Source organism: Bradyrhizobium sp. LTSP857, assembly GCF_000938285.1.
Classification (GTDB): domain Bacteria; phylum Pseudomonadota; class Alphaproteobacteria; order Rhizobiales; family Xanthobacteraceae; genus Bradyrhizobium.
In genome coordinates this window covers 625,042-638,553 of sequence record NZ_JYMS01000007.1, presented here as the reverse complement: position 1 = coordinate 638,553, position 13,512 = coordinate 625,042, and the positions used below count along the sequence as shown (strand labels likewise).

The 13,512-nt window shown below is 64.2% G+C and carries 12 protein-coding genes; 8 read left to right on the top strand and 4 right to left on the bottom strand.

Features of this window, described 5'->3' with window-relative positions:
- Nucleotides 1-9: 9 nt before the first annotated feature.
- Complete coding sequence (locus UP06_RS04590) at nucleotides 10-906, bottom strand: alpha/beta hydrolase family protein (RefSeq protein ID WP_045000851.1); 897 nt, start codon at nucleotides 904-906, stop codon at nucleotides 10-12.
- A 183-nt stretch (nucleotides 907-1,089) separates the two neighbouring features.
- Between UP06_RS04590 and UP06_RS04585 the strand changes: the two genes are divergently transcribed.
- From UP06_RS04585 to UP06_RS04575, 3 genes are read left to right on the top strand one after another with little or no spacing between them, the layout of a single operon-like run.
- Nucleotides 1,090-2,478 carry a class II 3-deoxy-7-phosphoheptulonate synthase gene (locus UP06_RS04585; RefSeq protein WP_045000849.1) on the top strand — a complete coding sequence of 463 codons (1,389 nt, stop codon included), beginning with the start codon at nucleotides 1,090-1,092 and terminating at the stop codon, nucleotides 2,476-2,478.
- A gap of 4 nt (nucleotides 2,479-2,482) precedes the next feature.
- Entirely contained in the window at nucleotides 2,483-2,836 is a 354-nt protein-coding gene (locus UP06_RS04580) for a diacylglycerol kinase (RefSeq protein ID WP_045000848.1), read from the top strand.
- Nucleotides 2,837-2,860: 24 nt separating this feature from the next.
- Nucleotides 2,861-4,618: an NAD+ synthase gene (locus tag UP06_RS04575; protein ID WP_045000846.1), complete on the top strand. Its 1,758-nt coding sequence runs from the start codon at nucleotides 2,861-2,863 to the stop codon at nucleotides 4,616-4,618.
- A gap of 156 nt (nucleotides 4,619-4,774) precedes the next feature.
- Here UP06_RS04575 and UP06_RS04570 read toward each other — a convergent pair whose 3' ends face one another.
- On the bottom strand, nucleotides 4,775-5,971 hold the full coding sequence (locus UP06_RS04570) for a DUF2865 domain-containing protein (RefSeq protein WP_045000844.1): 1,197 nt from the start codon (nucleotides 5,969-5,971) through the stop codon (nucleotides 4,775-4,777).
- Nucleotides 5,972-6,101: 130 nt separating this feature from the next.
- Nucleotides 6,102-6,407 carry a hypothetical protein gene (locus tag UP06_RS04565; RefSeq protein WP_045000842.1) on the bottom strand — a complete coding sequence of 102 codons (306 nt, stop codon included), beginning with the start codon at nucleotides 6,405-6,407 and terminating at the stop codon, nucleotides 6,102-6,104.
- 290 nt (nucleotides 6,408-6,697) lie between these two features.
- Between UP06_RS04565 and cysS the strand changes: the two genes are divergently transcribed.
- From cysS to UP06_RS04545, 4 genes are all read left to right on the top strand, one after another.
- Nucleotides 6,698-8,092: a cysteine--tRNA ligase gene (gene cysS, locus UP06_RS04560; protein ID WP_045000841.1), complete on the top strand. Its 1,395-nt coding sequence runs from the start codon at nucleotides 6,698-6,700 to the stop codon at nucleotides 8,090-8,092.
- Nucleotides 8,092-8,601: a GNAT family N-acetyltransferase gene (locus UP06_RS04555; protein ID WP_045000840.1), complete on the top strand. Its 510-nt coding sequence runs from the start codon at nucleotides 8,092-8,094 to the stop codon at nucleotides 8,599-8,601. The genes cysS and UP06_RS04555 overlap by 1 nt, the downstream gene beginning before the upstream one ends.
- Nucleotides 8,598-10,196, top strand: coding sequence for a citramalate synthase (gene cimA, locus UP06_RS04550; protein ID WP_045000839.1), 1,599 nt, complete (start codon nucleotides 8,598-8,600; stop codon nucleotides 10,194-10,196). The genes UP06_RS04555 and cimA overlap by 4 nt, the downstream gene beginning before the upstream one ends.
- A gap of 138 nt (nucleotides 10,197-10,334) precedes the next feature.
- On the top strand, nucleotides 10,335-10,712 hold the full coding sequence (locus tag UP06_RS04545) for a VOC family protein (RefSeq protein ID WP_045000838.1): 378 nt from the start codon (nucleotides 10,335-10,337) through the stop codon (nucleotides 10,710-10,712).
- Here UP06_RS04545 and UP06_RS04540 read toward each other — a convergent pair whose 3' ends face one another.
- Nucleotides 10,713-11,318 (bottom strand): LOG family protein, encoded by a 606-nt coding sequence (locus UP06_RS04540; protein ID WP_045000837.1) that lies wholly within the window; start codon nucleotides 11,316-11,318, stop codon nucleotides 10,713-10,715. It abuts the gene before it with no gap.
- A 198-nt stretch (nucleotides 11,319-11,516) separates the two neighbouring features.
- Here UP06_RS04540 and UP06_RS04535 point away from each other — a divergent pair, with 198 nt between their 5' ends.
- On the top strand, nucleotides 11,517-13,472 hold the full coding sequence (locus tag UP06_RS04535) for an ABCB family ABC transporter ATP-binding protein/permease (protein WP_045000836.1): 1,956 nt from the start codon (nucleotides 11,517-11,519) through the stop codon (nucleotides 13,470-13,472).
- Nucleotides 13,473-13,512: the final 40 nt, after the last annotated feature.

Genomic DNA, 13,512 nt, shown 5'->3' with positions numbered 1-13,512 from the left:
GCTGCCCTCTCACTCCCCCTGGATCCATTCCGCCACGCCACGCCAGAGCGTGTCGCGGTGTTCGGGGCGGAAGAAACCGAAATGGCCGATCGCCTTGGCCTCAACGTCGGATGGTTTCACCGTCAGCACCTCCGGTTTGATCGCGGTGAATCCGCCAGTGAGCAGCTCGACCGCGGGTCGCGTCGCCCAGGGATCGTCGGAGAAGCACAGCGCGCGCAGCTCGCCCTTGAACTTGGCGAAATTCTCCAGCGCCGGCAGTTTTGAATCGAAGAGATAGCGCGGGCTCGAGACCCATTCGGCCCATTGCAGGAACACGCCCTTGGGCAAATCCTCGCCGATGCCGGCCCAGCCCGGCGCGTAGCCGAGCGCGTGGACCAGCGGCACGCCGACAAAATTCATGAAAGCGTAGACGCGGTATTTTTCCGGCGAGGTCATCAGCCGCCAGGTCGCGGCCTGCGAGGCCAGCAATATGGCGCGCGAAATTTCCGTGTTGTTTTCGATCAGCCCGAGCGCCTGGCCGCCGAAGGAATGGCCAACATAGGCGAAGGGCAGGGTGGTGTAGCGCTCGCGCATCCAGCGCACCGCGGCGGTGACGTCGAGCGCGGCCCAATCCGACATCGAGGCCTTGAACCCGACCAGCGATTTCGGCTGGTTGTAGCCGACCATCGCGGGCTGCCGGGAATCGCCGATGCCGCGATAGTCGTAGGTCATGACCGCGCAGCCGCGGTGGGCGAGGTAGGAGGCAAAGCCGCGATAGATTTTTCGCGGGACGGCGGTCGCTGAGTTGATCAGGACGGCATGGCGTTTGGTGCCGCGCGGCAGGAACAGGGTGCCGGTCAGCGCATACCCGTCGGTCGCCGGGAAGCCGATCTCGTCGATGAAAACGTCGTCGCGCGCCGCGTCCATGGGCAGCCGATGTCCTTGGCCTGAGTTTCCTCAACTCCCCAGCAAATGCGAATTCGGCTTTCCTCGCAAGGGTTTGCAGTGCGAAATGGATTTACAACTGGCGGCCGGGGACGAGCCTGTGTATAAGGCGGCCCTCGCAACCCACAGATCAGGTTGCACTTTTCGCTTCACGGAGAGATTGCGATGTCCGAGCGGTGGACGCCCGAGTCCTGGCGCAGCAAGCCGGTGCTCCAGGTGCCCGACTATCCCGATGCCAAGGCCCTGGCCGACGTCGAGGCGCAGCTTGCGACCTTTCCGCCGCTGGTGTTTGCGGGCGAGGCGCGCAACCTGAAGAAGGCACTGGCGCGGGTCGCGGCTGGCGAGGCCTTCCTGCTCCAGGGCGGCGACTGCGCCGAGAGCTTTGCCGAGCACGGTGCCAACAACATCCGTGACTTCTTCCGCGTCCTGCTCCAGATGGCGGTGGTGCTGACCTATGCCGGCGCGGTCCCCGTCGTGAAGGTCGGTCGCGTCGCCGGCCAGTTCGCAAAACCGCGGTCATCGCCGACCGAGAAGATCAACGGCGTCGAGCTGCCGAGCTATCGCGGCGATATCGTCAACGACATCGCCTTCACCAGGGAAGCGCGCGTGCCGGATCCGCAGCGCCAGCTGATGGCCTATCGCCAGTCCGCCGCGACACTAAACCTGCTCCGTGCGTTTGCCACCGGCGGTTACGCCAATCTCGGCAGCGTGCATCAATGGATGCTTGGCTTCCTGAAAGACTCGCCGCAGTCCCGCCGCTACAAGGAATTGGCCGATCGCATCTCGGACGCGCTGAATTTCATGCGCGCCTGCGGCCTTGATCTCGAAGCCCATCCCGAGTTGCGCGCCACCGATTTCTACACCAGCCATGAGGCGCTGCTGCTCGGCTACGAGCAGGCCATGACCCGAGTCGATTCCACCACCGGCGATTGGTACGCGACCTCGGGCCACATGATCTGGATCGGCGACCGCACCCGTCAGCTCGATCACGGCCATGTCGAATATTTCCGCGGCATCAAGAACCCGATCGGCCTGAAGTGTGGCCCGTCGCTCAAGCCCGACGAGCTGTTGAAGCTGATCGACGTGCTCAATCCCGACAACGAGCCGGGTCGGCTGACCCTGATCAACCGCTTCGGGTCCGACAAGGTCGCCGACCACCTGCCGGGACTGATCCGCGCCGTGAAGCGCGAAGGCAAAGTGGTGGTCTGGTCGTGCGATCCCATGCACGGCAACACCATCACCTCCACGTCAGGCTACAAGACGCGCCCGTTCGACCGCGTCCTGTCGGAGGTGAAGTCGTTTTTCACCATCCACGCCGCGGAAGGCACCCACGCCGGCGGCGTGCATCTGGAGATGACTGGTCAGGACGTCACTGAATGTATCGGCGGCGCTCGCGCGATCAGCGACGAGGATCTCAACGACCGCTACCACACGGTCTGCGATCCTCGCCTCAATGCCGAGCAATCCATCGACATGGCTTTTCTGGTCGCGGAGCTGCTCAAGCAGGAACGCGCCGGTAAGGTCAGGCCGATGCCGGCCGCAGCGGGGCTCTAGGACCTTGCTGCGGATCTGGAAGGCCACGATCAACTCCCGCAACGGCCTGGCTTTTGCGTACCGTTCAGAGCAGGCCGTCCGCGAAGAGATTTTTGCGCTCATCTTGTCGCTGCCGCTCGCCTGGTTCGTCGGCTCGACTGCAACGCGCTCGGTTGAGCTGGTTTGCGCGGTCGCGTTCGTGCTGGTGGTCGAACTGCTCAACACGGCGATCGAGAAGCTCGCCGACCGCCTGACCATGGATCACGACAAGCAGATCGGGCGGGTCAAGGATATGGGGTCGGCCGCGGTTGGTGTCGCGCTCTTGATGGCCGGGGCATTCTGGATTCTTGCCATTGTCGAGCGGTTGGGTTTCGTTTAGCCATAGAATCGGACCAGGCTGGCCATGACCGAACGTCTCAACGCATTCGCGGTCACGCTCGCCCAGCTCAATCCGACCATGGGCGACATCGAGGGCAATGCCGCGAAGGCGCGAGCTGCGCGCGCGCAGGCCAAAGCCGATGACGCCGATCTCGTGCTGTTTCCGGAATTGTTCATCGCCGGCTATCCGCCGGAAGACCTCGTGCAGAAGCCGGCCTTCCAGGCGGCTTGTCGCGCGGCGATCGAAGGCCTCGCCCGCGAGACCGCCGATGGCGGCCCGGCCATGCTGGTCGGCACGCCCTGGGTGGAGGACGGCAAGCTCTATAATGCCTGCGCGCTGCTCGATGGCGGCCGCATCGCTGGCTTGCGCTTCAAATGCAACCTGCCGAACTACGGCGTGTTCGATGAGAAGCGGCTGTTTTCGCGCGGACCCGCTTCAGGCCCTGTCACCGTGCGCGGCGTGCGGATCGGTGTTCCCATCTGCGAGGACATTTGGCTGGAGGAGTCCGAGGACTATGAGAACGTGGTCGAGACGCTGGCCGAGACCGGCGCCGAGATCATTCTGGTGCCGAACGGTTCGCCCTATGCCCGCGACAAGAGCGACGTGCGTCTGTCAGTGGCGGTGGCGCGCGTCACTGAGAGCGGCCTGCCGCTCGTCTACCTCAACCAGGTCTGCGGCCAGGATGAGCTCGTGTTCGACGGCGCCTCGTTCGCGCTCAACGGCGATCTCTCGCTGGCCGCCCAGCTGCCGGCGTTCGAGGAGAGCATCACGACGCTTCGTTTCACCAGGATAGGGGACGACTGGCGTTGTACGGGACCGATCGCCAAGCAGCCCGAAGGCGACCACGCCGATTACGCCGCCTGCGTGCTCGGCCTGCGCGACTACGTCACCAAGAACGGCTTTCCTGGCGTGCTGCTCGGCATCTCCGGTGGCATCGATTCCGCGCTGTGTGCGGCGATCGCCGTCGATGCGCTCGGCGCCGATCAGGTCCACGGTGTGATGCTGCCTTATCGTTACACTGCGGCGAGCTCGATTGCGGACGCCGGCGAGCTCGCCGGGCATTTGGGGATCCGCTACGAGGTGCTGCCGATCGCGGAAGCCGTGAACGGGTTCGAGACCATCCTCGGAGGCATCTTCAAGAATCTGCCGCCTGACATCACCGAGGAAAACCTCCAGGCGCGTACCCGCGGCACGCTGTTGATGGCGATCTCCAACAAGACTGGCCTGATGGTGGTGACCACCGGCAACAAGTCGGAAATGTCGGTCGGCTACGCCACGCTCTATGGCGACATGAACGGCGGCTTCAATCCGATCAAGGACATCTACAAGACGCAGGCGTTTCGGCTGGCAGCGCTGCGCAATGTCTGGAAGCCCGATGGCGCGCTGGGGCCTGTGGGTGAGGTGATTCCGCCCGATATCATCACGCGTCCGCCGACGGCGGAATTGCGTGAGAACCAGACCGATCAGGATTCGCTGCCGCCCTATGACGTGCTCGATGCCATCCTCGAGCGGCTGGTCGAACGCGAAGAGCCGCTCGATCAGATCATCGCCGCCGGCTTCGATCGCGAGACGGTCACCCGCATCGAGCATCTGCTCAACGTCGCCGAGTATAAGCGGCGCCAGGCCGCGCCCGGAGTAAAGGTCACGCGCAGGAATTTTGGCCGCGACCGCCGCTATCCCATCACCAACCGCTTTCGCGACAATGGCGAGCCGTTGCCTGCGCCTGACGAGACACTGGTCTCGCGCGGCAATCGCGCTTCAATCGACGCGTTCGAGGGGTGAAGCTGCGAGTGTGAAGGGTGATTGCGCCCCACACTCCGCTGTCATCATCCGCGAAGGCGGATGATCCAGTACTCCGCGGCGGAAATCGTGAAAACCAACTGCTGCCGCGGCGTACTGGATGCCCCGCCTTCGCGGGGCATGACGGAGAGCGGCGCTTTACTTCTGCTGCTGCGGCAGGAAGCTCGGCCCGACCGAACGGATCGGCTTGTTCTCGGAAGACGTCGTTGCGGCGCTGGCGTCCGCGGGCGGCGTCGCGGCCGGTGCAGTGGCCGTCGCCGGCGCAGGCGTCGCGCCCTTCTTGGCAGTGGTCGCGGGCGTGCCCTTGGTGAGCTGCCGCTGCTGCATCTTCTTGGCGCTCTCCTCGGTGACGATGATGTCACCCTGCTGCTCGACGGCGGCCTTGTCGTCGGCGGATTTCAGCGCATCGGCCCAGCTCTGGCCAGCGGCCTTGCAGGAGCAGGACGGGTTGAACTCGCTGCGGAATTTGAATGCGGTCGGCAGCGCCGTGTAGGGCTGGCCGCTGATCGAGACCGCGGAGCTCATGTCTTCGCCGGGATTGCGATGGGCGTAGAGCACGGCCTCGGCCGCCGGGCACAGCGCCTTGCAGGTCTTCTCGTCGTCGGGGAAGCGTGCCGGCACGGTTGCGAACGAGATCGGGAAATAGGCACCATCGCAGGTGCGCACACACACCGTGCGGAAGGTGCCGGATTGCGGGCCGAGATCGGACGGCGGCGCGCCCGGCGGGTTGTTGGCGTTGTTGCCGCCGAACAGATTGCTCAGGAAGTTGCCGCCCTGCGACTGCGCGGCATTGGCGTATTGCGGGCCGCAATTGTTTTGCGCGAGCGCAATCAGCACGGAGCGGCGCTGGCTGTCGCGCTCGGGGCTGGAGCCGCCGGGACCGCCGCCGCGCAAGCGCTCGAGATTGCCGGTGATCTGGTCCAGATTGGCGCGCATCTGCTGGATCTGGGTGTTGACCGGGCCGCATTGCGCCGACTGGCCGTTGAACAGCGAGAAGAAGCCGGAGGAATCGCAGCCCATGCGCTTGGCCTGCATGGTGACGCGGTCGAGCTCGGCCTGCTGGCGCGTCTGGGACTCCTGGTAGCGGCGGATCTGGTCGTCGCGGGCGGGGTCGCCGCTCGCCCCACCGTTGAGCGCGGCGAGCTGTCCTTCCAGGCGCGAGCACATTGGGTTCGGTCCGAGCCCGCCTTGTGCGGGCGGAGCCGGCGGCGGGCCGGCCTGCGCGAGAGCATCGCTCGCGAGCACGACGGTGCTCAGGAGCACGGCCAAGAATGTGCTGGCGGCAAGGAGGGAGCGGTGACGGGACAGAGACAAAAATTCAGGCATATCCGCCATTCTAGCGAGGTCACGGCCCAATGTGACTTGAGGGGCCGAAGCGCGCCCTCCAATAGCCGCTTCCTGCGGCAGCGTCACGTCGTTTCAGGGGCCGAAGATTGGTCCTAAGGTCCGCCAGTTCCGAGCGAATTCAGCGCTGGCAGGTGATTGCGACATATTCGTCGCAATGGCCATGGGAGCAGTTTGCGCCGGATTTGGGGACAGAGCCGGTAATTTCGTCGGGATCGACCCGGCGGAAGGCCGAGGCCTGCGCAAAATCCCGCGACTGGCAGTAGGTGCGCGCGATCTGTGCGCCGCATGTCTCGCCCTTGGCCAGGCACTGGTCGACGCCGTAGCCGTCGGCCTGGTTGGCGATGATGAAGACGCGGGTCTCGGCGGACGCGCTGGATGCCGCAATGATGGAGGCGCAGGAAATAAGGGCGAGAAAGAATCGCATAAAAACACCGGGTGGCAAATGAGGAACCGCCAGTTCCAGAATGAGCCCAAATGGTTAAGGATCACGAACCAATGATAACGAGCTGGGCCCTTTGTGGAGATAAAGCGGCATTTTCGCGGCTCTCTTGACGCCAAGGCCCTTCGTGGCCCATATGTCGCGCATGAACGGTCTCCTCGCCATTTGTGGCATTTGCCGCGAGATTACGAGCTAGCGATTCGCTGGCTGGAGCCGTCTTTTCTCAAAACCATTGAGAGCACTGGACGCCCGGCCAACAGCCGACGGGTATCCATATGGAATTGCGTCTTTACGATACGCTGAGCCGGGACAAGCGCACCTTCGTGCCGCTCGATGCGAACAATGTCCGCATGTATGTCTGCGGACCGACCGTCTATGACTTCGCCCATATCGGCAATGCGCGCCCGGTGATCGTGTTCGACGTGCTGTTTCGGCTGCTGCGCCATCTCTATGGCGAAGCGCACGTCACATATGTCCGCAACATCACCGACGTCGACGACAAGATCAACGATCGCGCCGCGCGGGATTTTCCCGGCCTGCCGCTGAACGAGGCGATCCGCAAGGTCACCGAGCAGACCGGCAAGCAATTTCACGCCGACGTCGATGCGCTTGGCGCACTGCGGCCGAGCGTCGAGCCGCGCGCCACCGAGCACATCGCCGAGATGCGCGAGATCATCGAAAGGCTCGTCAAAGGCCACTTTGCCTATGTCGCCGAAGACCACGTGCTGTTCTCGCCACAGGCGATGAACGCGGCCAACTCCTCGCTGCCGCAATATGGCGCGCTGTCCAATCGCTCGCTGGATGAGATGATCGCCGGCGCCCGCGTCGATGTCGCGCCCTACAAGCGCGATGCCACCGATTTCGTGCTGTGGAAACCGTCCAAGCCTGGCGAACCTTCATGGCCGTCGCCGGCCGGCATCGCCGCGCCAGGACGCCCGGGCTGGCACATCGAGTGCTCGGCGATGGCCTGGAAGCATCTCGGCGAGCATTTCGACATCCATGGTGGCGGCATCGATCTCGTGTTTCCGCATCACGAGAACGAAGTCGCGCAGACCTGCTGCGCCTTCCACCAAGAGCGCATGGCGAACTACTGGATGCACAATGGCTTCCTCCAGGTCGAGAGCGAAAAGATGTCGAAGTCGCTCGGCAACTTCGTAACGATCCACGAATTGCTCGCGGACTGGCCGGGCGAGGTGCTGCGCCTGAACATGCTGAAGACGCACTACCGCTCGCCGATCGACTGGACCATGAAGTCGCTGGAGGAGAGTTCGAAGACGCTCGACGATTGGTATCGTGTCGCAGCCGACGTCGCGCCCACCAAACCGGCCGCGTCCGTGGTCGAGCCGCTGCTCGACGACCTCAACACGTCGCTGGCGATCGCGGCGCTGCACGGCCTGCGCAACAGCGATGTCAACGCCTTGGCGGGTTCGCTGCGGCTGCTCGGCTTCCTCTCCGAAAGCGCTTCGCAGTGGGAAGCTCGCAAGCAGCAGGCGAGCGGCGTGGACGCAGGCGAGATTGACCGCCTGATCGCGGAACGCGCGGCTGCGCGGGCGCGAAAAGACTTCAAGGAGTCCGATCGCATCCGTGACGATCTCGTCGCCAAGGGCGTCGTGCTGAAGGACGGCAAGGATGCCGATGGCAAGCCGGTGACGACCTGGGAGCTCGCGTGATGGCGCAGGCGCTCCCAAAACCCGCGCTGCGGCCGTTTTTGCCGATCGACGTGCCCTTGCTTGCCGCGATTTTTACCGCTGCGATCGAGGAGCTGACGGGCGAGGATTACGGCCCGTCGCAGCAGCAGGCCTGGATGGCGGTGGCGGAGGACGAGGAGTTCGGCAAGCGGCTCGCGGCCGACCTGACGCTGATCGCGACGCTGGAAGGTTCGCCCGTGGGCTTTGCGTCGCTGCGCGGTACTGACCACATCCGCATGCTCTACGTGCATCCGGCCGTGGCCGGGCAGGGCATTGCGACCATGCTGGTCGACGCGCTGGAAAGGCTCGCCGGCGGCCGTGGTGCCGAAAAGCTGACGGTTGACGCCAGCGATAATGCGCAGGGCTTTTTCGCCAAGCGCGGCTATGTCGCCATGCAGCGCAACAGCATCACCATCAACGACGAGTGGCTCGCCAACACCACCATGCAGAAGACGCTCGGAACCAATCCCGCGTCGGGAGCGCTGCAATGAGCAAGGAGCGTCTTTATCTCTTCGACACCACGCTGCGCGACGGCGCGCAGACCAATGGCGTCGATTTCACGCTGACCGACAAGCAAATCATTGCCGCGATGCTCGATGAGCTCGGCATCGACTATGTCGAGGGCGGCTATCCCGGCGCCAATCCGACCGACACCGAGTTCTTCGGCACCAAGCCGAAGTTCACCCATGCGCGCTTCACGGCCTTCGGCATGACGCGGCGGGCCGGGCGCTCGGTCTCCAACGATCCCGGCGTCGCCGGGCTTCTGGAAGCCAAGGCCGACGCGATCTGCTTCGTGGCAAAGTCCTCGGCCTACCAGGTCCGCGTGGCGCTGGAGACGACGAAGGAGGAAAATCTCGCCTCGATCCGTGACAGCGTTGCGGCTGCGAAAGCCGCTGGCCGCGAAGTCATGCTCGACTGCGAGCACTTCTTCGACGGCTACAAGGAGGACGCTAGCTTCGCGCTTGCCTGCGCCAAGGCCGCCTATGAGGCCGGCGCGCGCTGGGTGGTGCTGTGCGACACCAACGGCGGCACCATGGCGAACGAGATCGAGGCCATCGTCACCGAGGTCACAAAGCACATCCCCGGCGATCACATCGGCATCCACGCCCATAACGACACCGAGCAGGCGGTGGCGAACTCGCTGGCCGCGGTGCGTGCCGGTGCGCGGCAGATCCAGGGCACGCTGAATGGCCTTGGCGAGCGTTGCGGCAACGCCAATCTCTGCTCGCTGATCCCGACCCTGAAACTGAAGCAGGAGTTTGCCGACGCCTTCGAAATCAGCGTGACGCCGGAGAAGCTCGCGACCTTGGTAAAAGTCTCGCGCACGCTCGACGACATGCTCAACCGCGTGCCGAACCGCCATGCCGCCTATGTCGGCGAGAGCGCCTTCGTCACCAAGACCGGCATTCACGCCTCCGCCGTGATGAAGGATCCGCACACCTATGAGCATGTGTTGCCGGAGTTGGTCGGCAATCACCGCAAAGTGCTGGTGTCCGACCAGGCCGGCCGCTCCAATGTCATCGCCGAGCTCGATCGCGCCGGCATCGCTTATGAAAAGAGCGATCCGAAGCTGACGCGGCTGGTCGAGGAGCTAAAGGAGCGCGAGGCGGCGGGCTATGCGTATGAATCGGCGAACGCGTCATTTGATCTGCTGGCGCGCCGCACGCTCGGCAAGGTGCCGCATTATTTCGAGGTCGAACAGTTCGACGTCAATGTCGAGCAGCGCTACAACGCGCTCGGTGAGCGCGTCACGGTGGCCCTGGCTGTGGTGAAGGTCGACGTCGCCGGCGAGCACCTGATCTCGGCCGCCGAAGGCAACGGCCCCGTCAACGCGCTCGACGTCGCGCTTCGCAAGGACCTCGGCAAGTATCAGAAATACATCGAGGGCCTGAAGCTGATCGACTACCGCGTCCGTATCCTCAACGGCGGCACCGGCGCGGTCACGCGTGTGCTGATCGAGAGCGAGGACGAGAACGGCGCTGTCTGGACCACGGTTGGCGTCTCCCCGAACATCATCGACGCCTCGTTCCAGGCGCTGATGGATTCGGTAATCTACAAGCTCGTGAAGTCAGGGGCGCCGGTGTAAGATCCACGACGACTGTCATACCCCGCGAAGGCGGGGTATCCAGTACGCCGCGGCCTCTCAGTAGGTCTCGGACCTCTCGGAATACTGGATCGCCCGGTCAAGCCGGGCGATGACAGTTGGGGTGAGGGAAGGCAGGGCATGATCGACCACATCTCCGTCGGCGTCAGCAACCTCGATCGCTCCGCCGCATTCTACGAAGCAACCCTTGCCACCCTCGGCCTCACACGCCTCATAACCCGGCCGCGCACGATCGGTTTCGGCAAGTCCTATCCGGAATTCTGGATCAATCTGCGCGAGGCCATGCCGCCCGTAGCCCCGGAGAGCGGCGTGCACATCTGCCTACGGGCGAAGACGACGGCTGAGGTTGATGCGTTTCATGCGGCAGCGCTTGTGAGTGGCGGTGCCTCCGACGGTGCGCCTGGCATCCGCCCGCACGACCGCGTGCGCTACTACGCGGCCTTCATCGTCGATCCCGACGGCAACCGGATCGAAGCGGTGACGTTTCCGAGCGAGTAGTCAGAGCTTGCGCGCGACTTCGGGCGCGAGGTTCTTTTCCGCGTCGGCGATCTGTGCCGAGGCGGCCTTCAGCTTCGGCAGGATGTCCTCGATGCGATCGGCCTTGAGGATGTCGACCGAAAGGCCTGCGCGGATGAACTCGGTCTGGCGCATATGCGACAGCAGCGAGAACAGCGGCTCCCAGAAATTGTCGATATTGGCGAGCAGCACCGGCTTGGCGTGACGGCCGAGCTGTTTCCAGGTCAATTGTTCGACCAGTTCCTCCAGCGTGCCCACGCCGCCGGGCAGCGCCACGAAGGCGTCCGAGCGTTCGAACATCAGCCGCTTGCGCTCGTGCATGTCGGGGGTGACGATCATTTCCTGCACGCGGGTCAGCGCATTCTCGCGCTTCCGCAGGAACTCGGGAATGATGCCGGTGACGGTGCCGCCGTGATCGAGCACGGAGGTCGCGACCGAGCCCATCAGGCCGAGCGAGCCGCCGCCATAGACCAGGCGAATGTTGTTCTCGGCGAGCGCCTTGCCGAACGCCTTGGCGCCTTCGGTGAAGTGGGGATTGGTTCCGGGACCGGAGCCGCAATAGACACAGACGGTTTTGATCGTGCTCATTGGTGCCATGATGCATTGCAGCGAAGGGGCGTCAAGCCCAATCGGTGATTCGGACTACCCGGAAATCTACCGGTAAATGGCGGCAAACAATCGAATATTCGCCATCTGGCGGGGTGCGCTCGCCCCCGGAAGCTTCTATATGAGCGAAAACAGTTAATCGCAACGCGGCCCGCATCCGGCGGGCCCTCAGGCTTCTTGATGGACCAACCTCATTCGCCTCACGGCGCCGACGTGCCCGAGCCCGCCGGCGGTCCGCTGGAGCGGGCCACCCTGATGGGCACACTCGCGCATCTGTGGCCTTATATCTGGCCGGGCGACCGTTTCGACCTGAAGATGCGCGTGGTCTGGTCGATGGTGCTGCTGCTCGCCGCCAAGCTGATCACGCTGACGGTTCCGTTCAGCTTCAAATGGGCGACGGATGCGCTGACCGGGGCCAACACCGCGCCGGTGCAGCCTGACAACTGGCATCTCTGGGTGATCGCATCGCCGCTGCTGTTGACGGCGAGCTACGGCGTGATGCGCATCGTGATGGCGGTGCTGACGCAATGGCGCGACGGCATCTTTGCGCGCGTCGCCATGCACGCGGTGCGCAAGCTCGCCACCATCACCTTCATCCATATGCACGAACTCTCGCTGCGCTTTCACCTCGAGCGCAAGACCGGCGGCCTGACGCGCGTGCTCGAGCGTGGCCGCGAGGGCATCGAGGTCATCGTGCGCATGGTGATCCTCCAGCTGATCCCGACCATCGTCGAGGTCTCGCTGCTGATGGCCGTGCTGTTGTGGCAATTCGACTGGCGCTACGTGCTTGCGACGCTCATCACCGTCGCGGTCTACATGTATTACACCTACATCGCGACCGAGTGGCGGATCGGCATCCGCCGCAAGATGAACGATTCCGACACCGAGGCGAACACCAAGGCGATCGACTCGCTGCTCAACTACGAGACTGTCAAATATTTCAGCGCCGAGGCGCGCGAGGCGCAGCGCTACGACCGTTCGGTCGCGCGCTACGAGGAGTCAAGCGTCCACGCCTATACGTCGCTCGCCGTGCTCAACACCGGACAAGCCGTGATCTTCACGCTGGGGCTGACCGCGACTATGCTGATGTGTGCGATCGGCGTGCGCAACGGCACCAATACGGTCGGTGATTTCGTGCTGGTCAACGCCATGATGATCCAGCTCTACCAGCCACTGAATTTCATGGGCATGGTCTACCGCGAGATCAAGCAGGCGATCATCGACATCGAGAAGATGTTCAACGTGCTGGGACGCGAGGCGGAGATCAAGGACGCACCGGATGCAAAGCCGCTGGTCGTTTCCGCAGGCGCCGTGCGCTTCGAGGATGTGCGCTTTGCCTATGAGCCGGCGCGCCCGATCCTCAAGGGCATCAGCTTCGAGGTGCCGGCCGGCAAAACGGTCGCGATCGTCGGCCCGTCGGGTGCGGGCAAATCCACCATCTCACGCCTTCTGTTCCGGCTCTACGACATCTCCGGCGGAAAAATCCTGATCGACGGCCAGGACATCCGCGAAGTCACGCAGGCCTCGCTTCGCGCGTCGATCGGCATGGTGCCGCAGGACACCGTGCTGTTCAACGACACCATCCGCTACAACATCCGCTACGGCCGCTGGGACGCTGATGATGCCGAGGTCGAGGAGGCGGCGCGGCTGGCGCAGATCGACCATTTCATCCGCATGTCGCCGATGGGCTACGAGACCCAGGTCGGCGAGCGCGGCCTGAAACTGTCGGGCGGCGAGAAGCAACGCGTTGCGATCGCCCGCACGGTGTTGAAGGCGCCGCCGATCCTGGTGCTGGACGAGGCGACCTCTGCGCTCGATACCCATACCGAGCACGAGATCCAGGGCGCGCTCGAACGCGTCGCCAAGAATCGCACCTCGCTGGTGATCGCGCACCGGCTCTCGACCATCGTCGGGGCCGATGAGATCATCGTGCTGGACCAGGGCCGCATCGCCGAGCGCGGCACCCACGCCAAGCTGCTCGCGCACGGCGGTCTCTATGCCAGCATGTGGAATAGGCAGCGCGAGGCCGAGGCCGCACGCGAGAAACTGGCCAAGATGGCCGATAGCAGCGAGGCGCCCAACCGGGAGCCGCCGCCGGTCGAGGACGTCCTCACGACGCCTGTGGCCGCGGAGTGACCTTGTCTCCGGTCCCAACTCTGGCCTAAACAACACCGTG

What these genes read in the sequence shown, in the direction of transcription:
- UP06_RS04590 (WP_045000851.1), bottom strand. Translation starts at nt 906, where the DNA reads ATGGACGCGGCGCGCGACGACGTTTTCATCGACGAGATCGGCTTCCCG.
- UP06_RS04585 (WP_045000849.1), top strand. Translation starts at nt 1,090, where the DNA reads ATGTCCGAGCGGTGGACGCCCGAGTCCTGGCGCAGCAAGCCGGTGCTC.
- UP06_RS04575 (WP_045000846.1), top strand. Translation starts at nt 2,861, where the DNA reads ATGACCGAACGTCTCAACGCATTCGCGGTCACGCTCGCCCAGCTCAAT.
- UP06_RS04570 (WP_045000844.1), bottom strand. Translation starts at nt 5,971, where the DNA reads ATGGCGGATATGCCTGAATTTTTGTCTCTGTCCCGTCACCGCTCCCTC.
- UP06_RS04565 (WP_045000842.1), bottom strand. Translation starts at nt 6,407, where the DNA reads ATGCGATTCTTTCTCGCCCTTATTTCCTGCGCCTCCATCATTGCGGCA.
- cysS (WP_045000841.1), top strand. Translation starts at nt 6,698, where the DNA reads ATGGAATTGCGTCTTTACGATACGCTGAGCCGGGACAAGCGCACCTTC.
- UP06_RS04555 (WP_045000840.1), top strand. Translation starts at nt 8,092, where the DNA reads ATGGCGCAGGCGCTCCCAAAACCCGCGCTGCGGCCGTTTTTGCCGATC.
- cimA (WP_045000839.1), top strand. Translation starts at nt 8,598, where the DNA reads ATGAGCAAGGAGCGTCTTTATCTCTTCGACACCACGCTGCGCGACGGC.
- UP06_RS04545 (WP_045000838.1), top strand. Translation starts at nt 10,335, where the DNA reads ATGATCGACCACATCTCCGTCGGCGTCAGCAACCTCGATCGCTCCGCC.
- UP06_RS04540 (WP_045000837.1), bottom strand. Translation starts at nt 11,318, where the DNA reads ATGAGCACGATCAAAACCGTCTGTGTCTATTGCGGCTCCGGTCCCGGA.
- UP06_RS04535 (WP_045000836.1), top strand. Translation starts at nt 11,517, where the DNA reads ATGGACCAACCTCATTCGCCTCACGGCGCCGACGTGCCCGAGCCCGCC.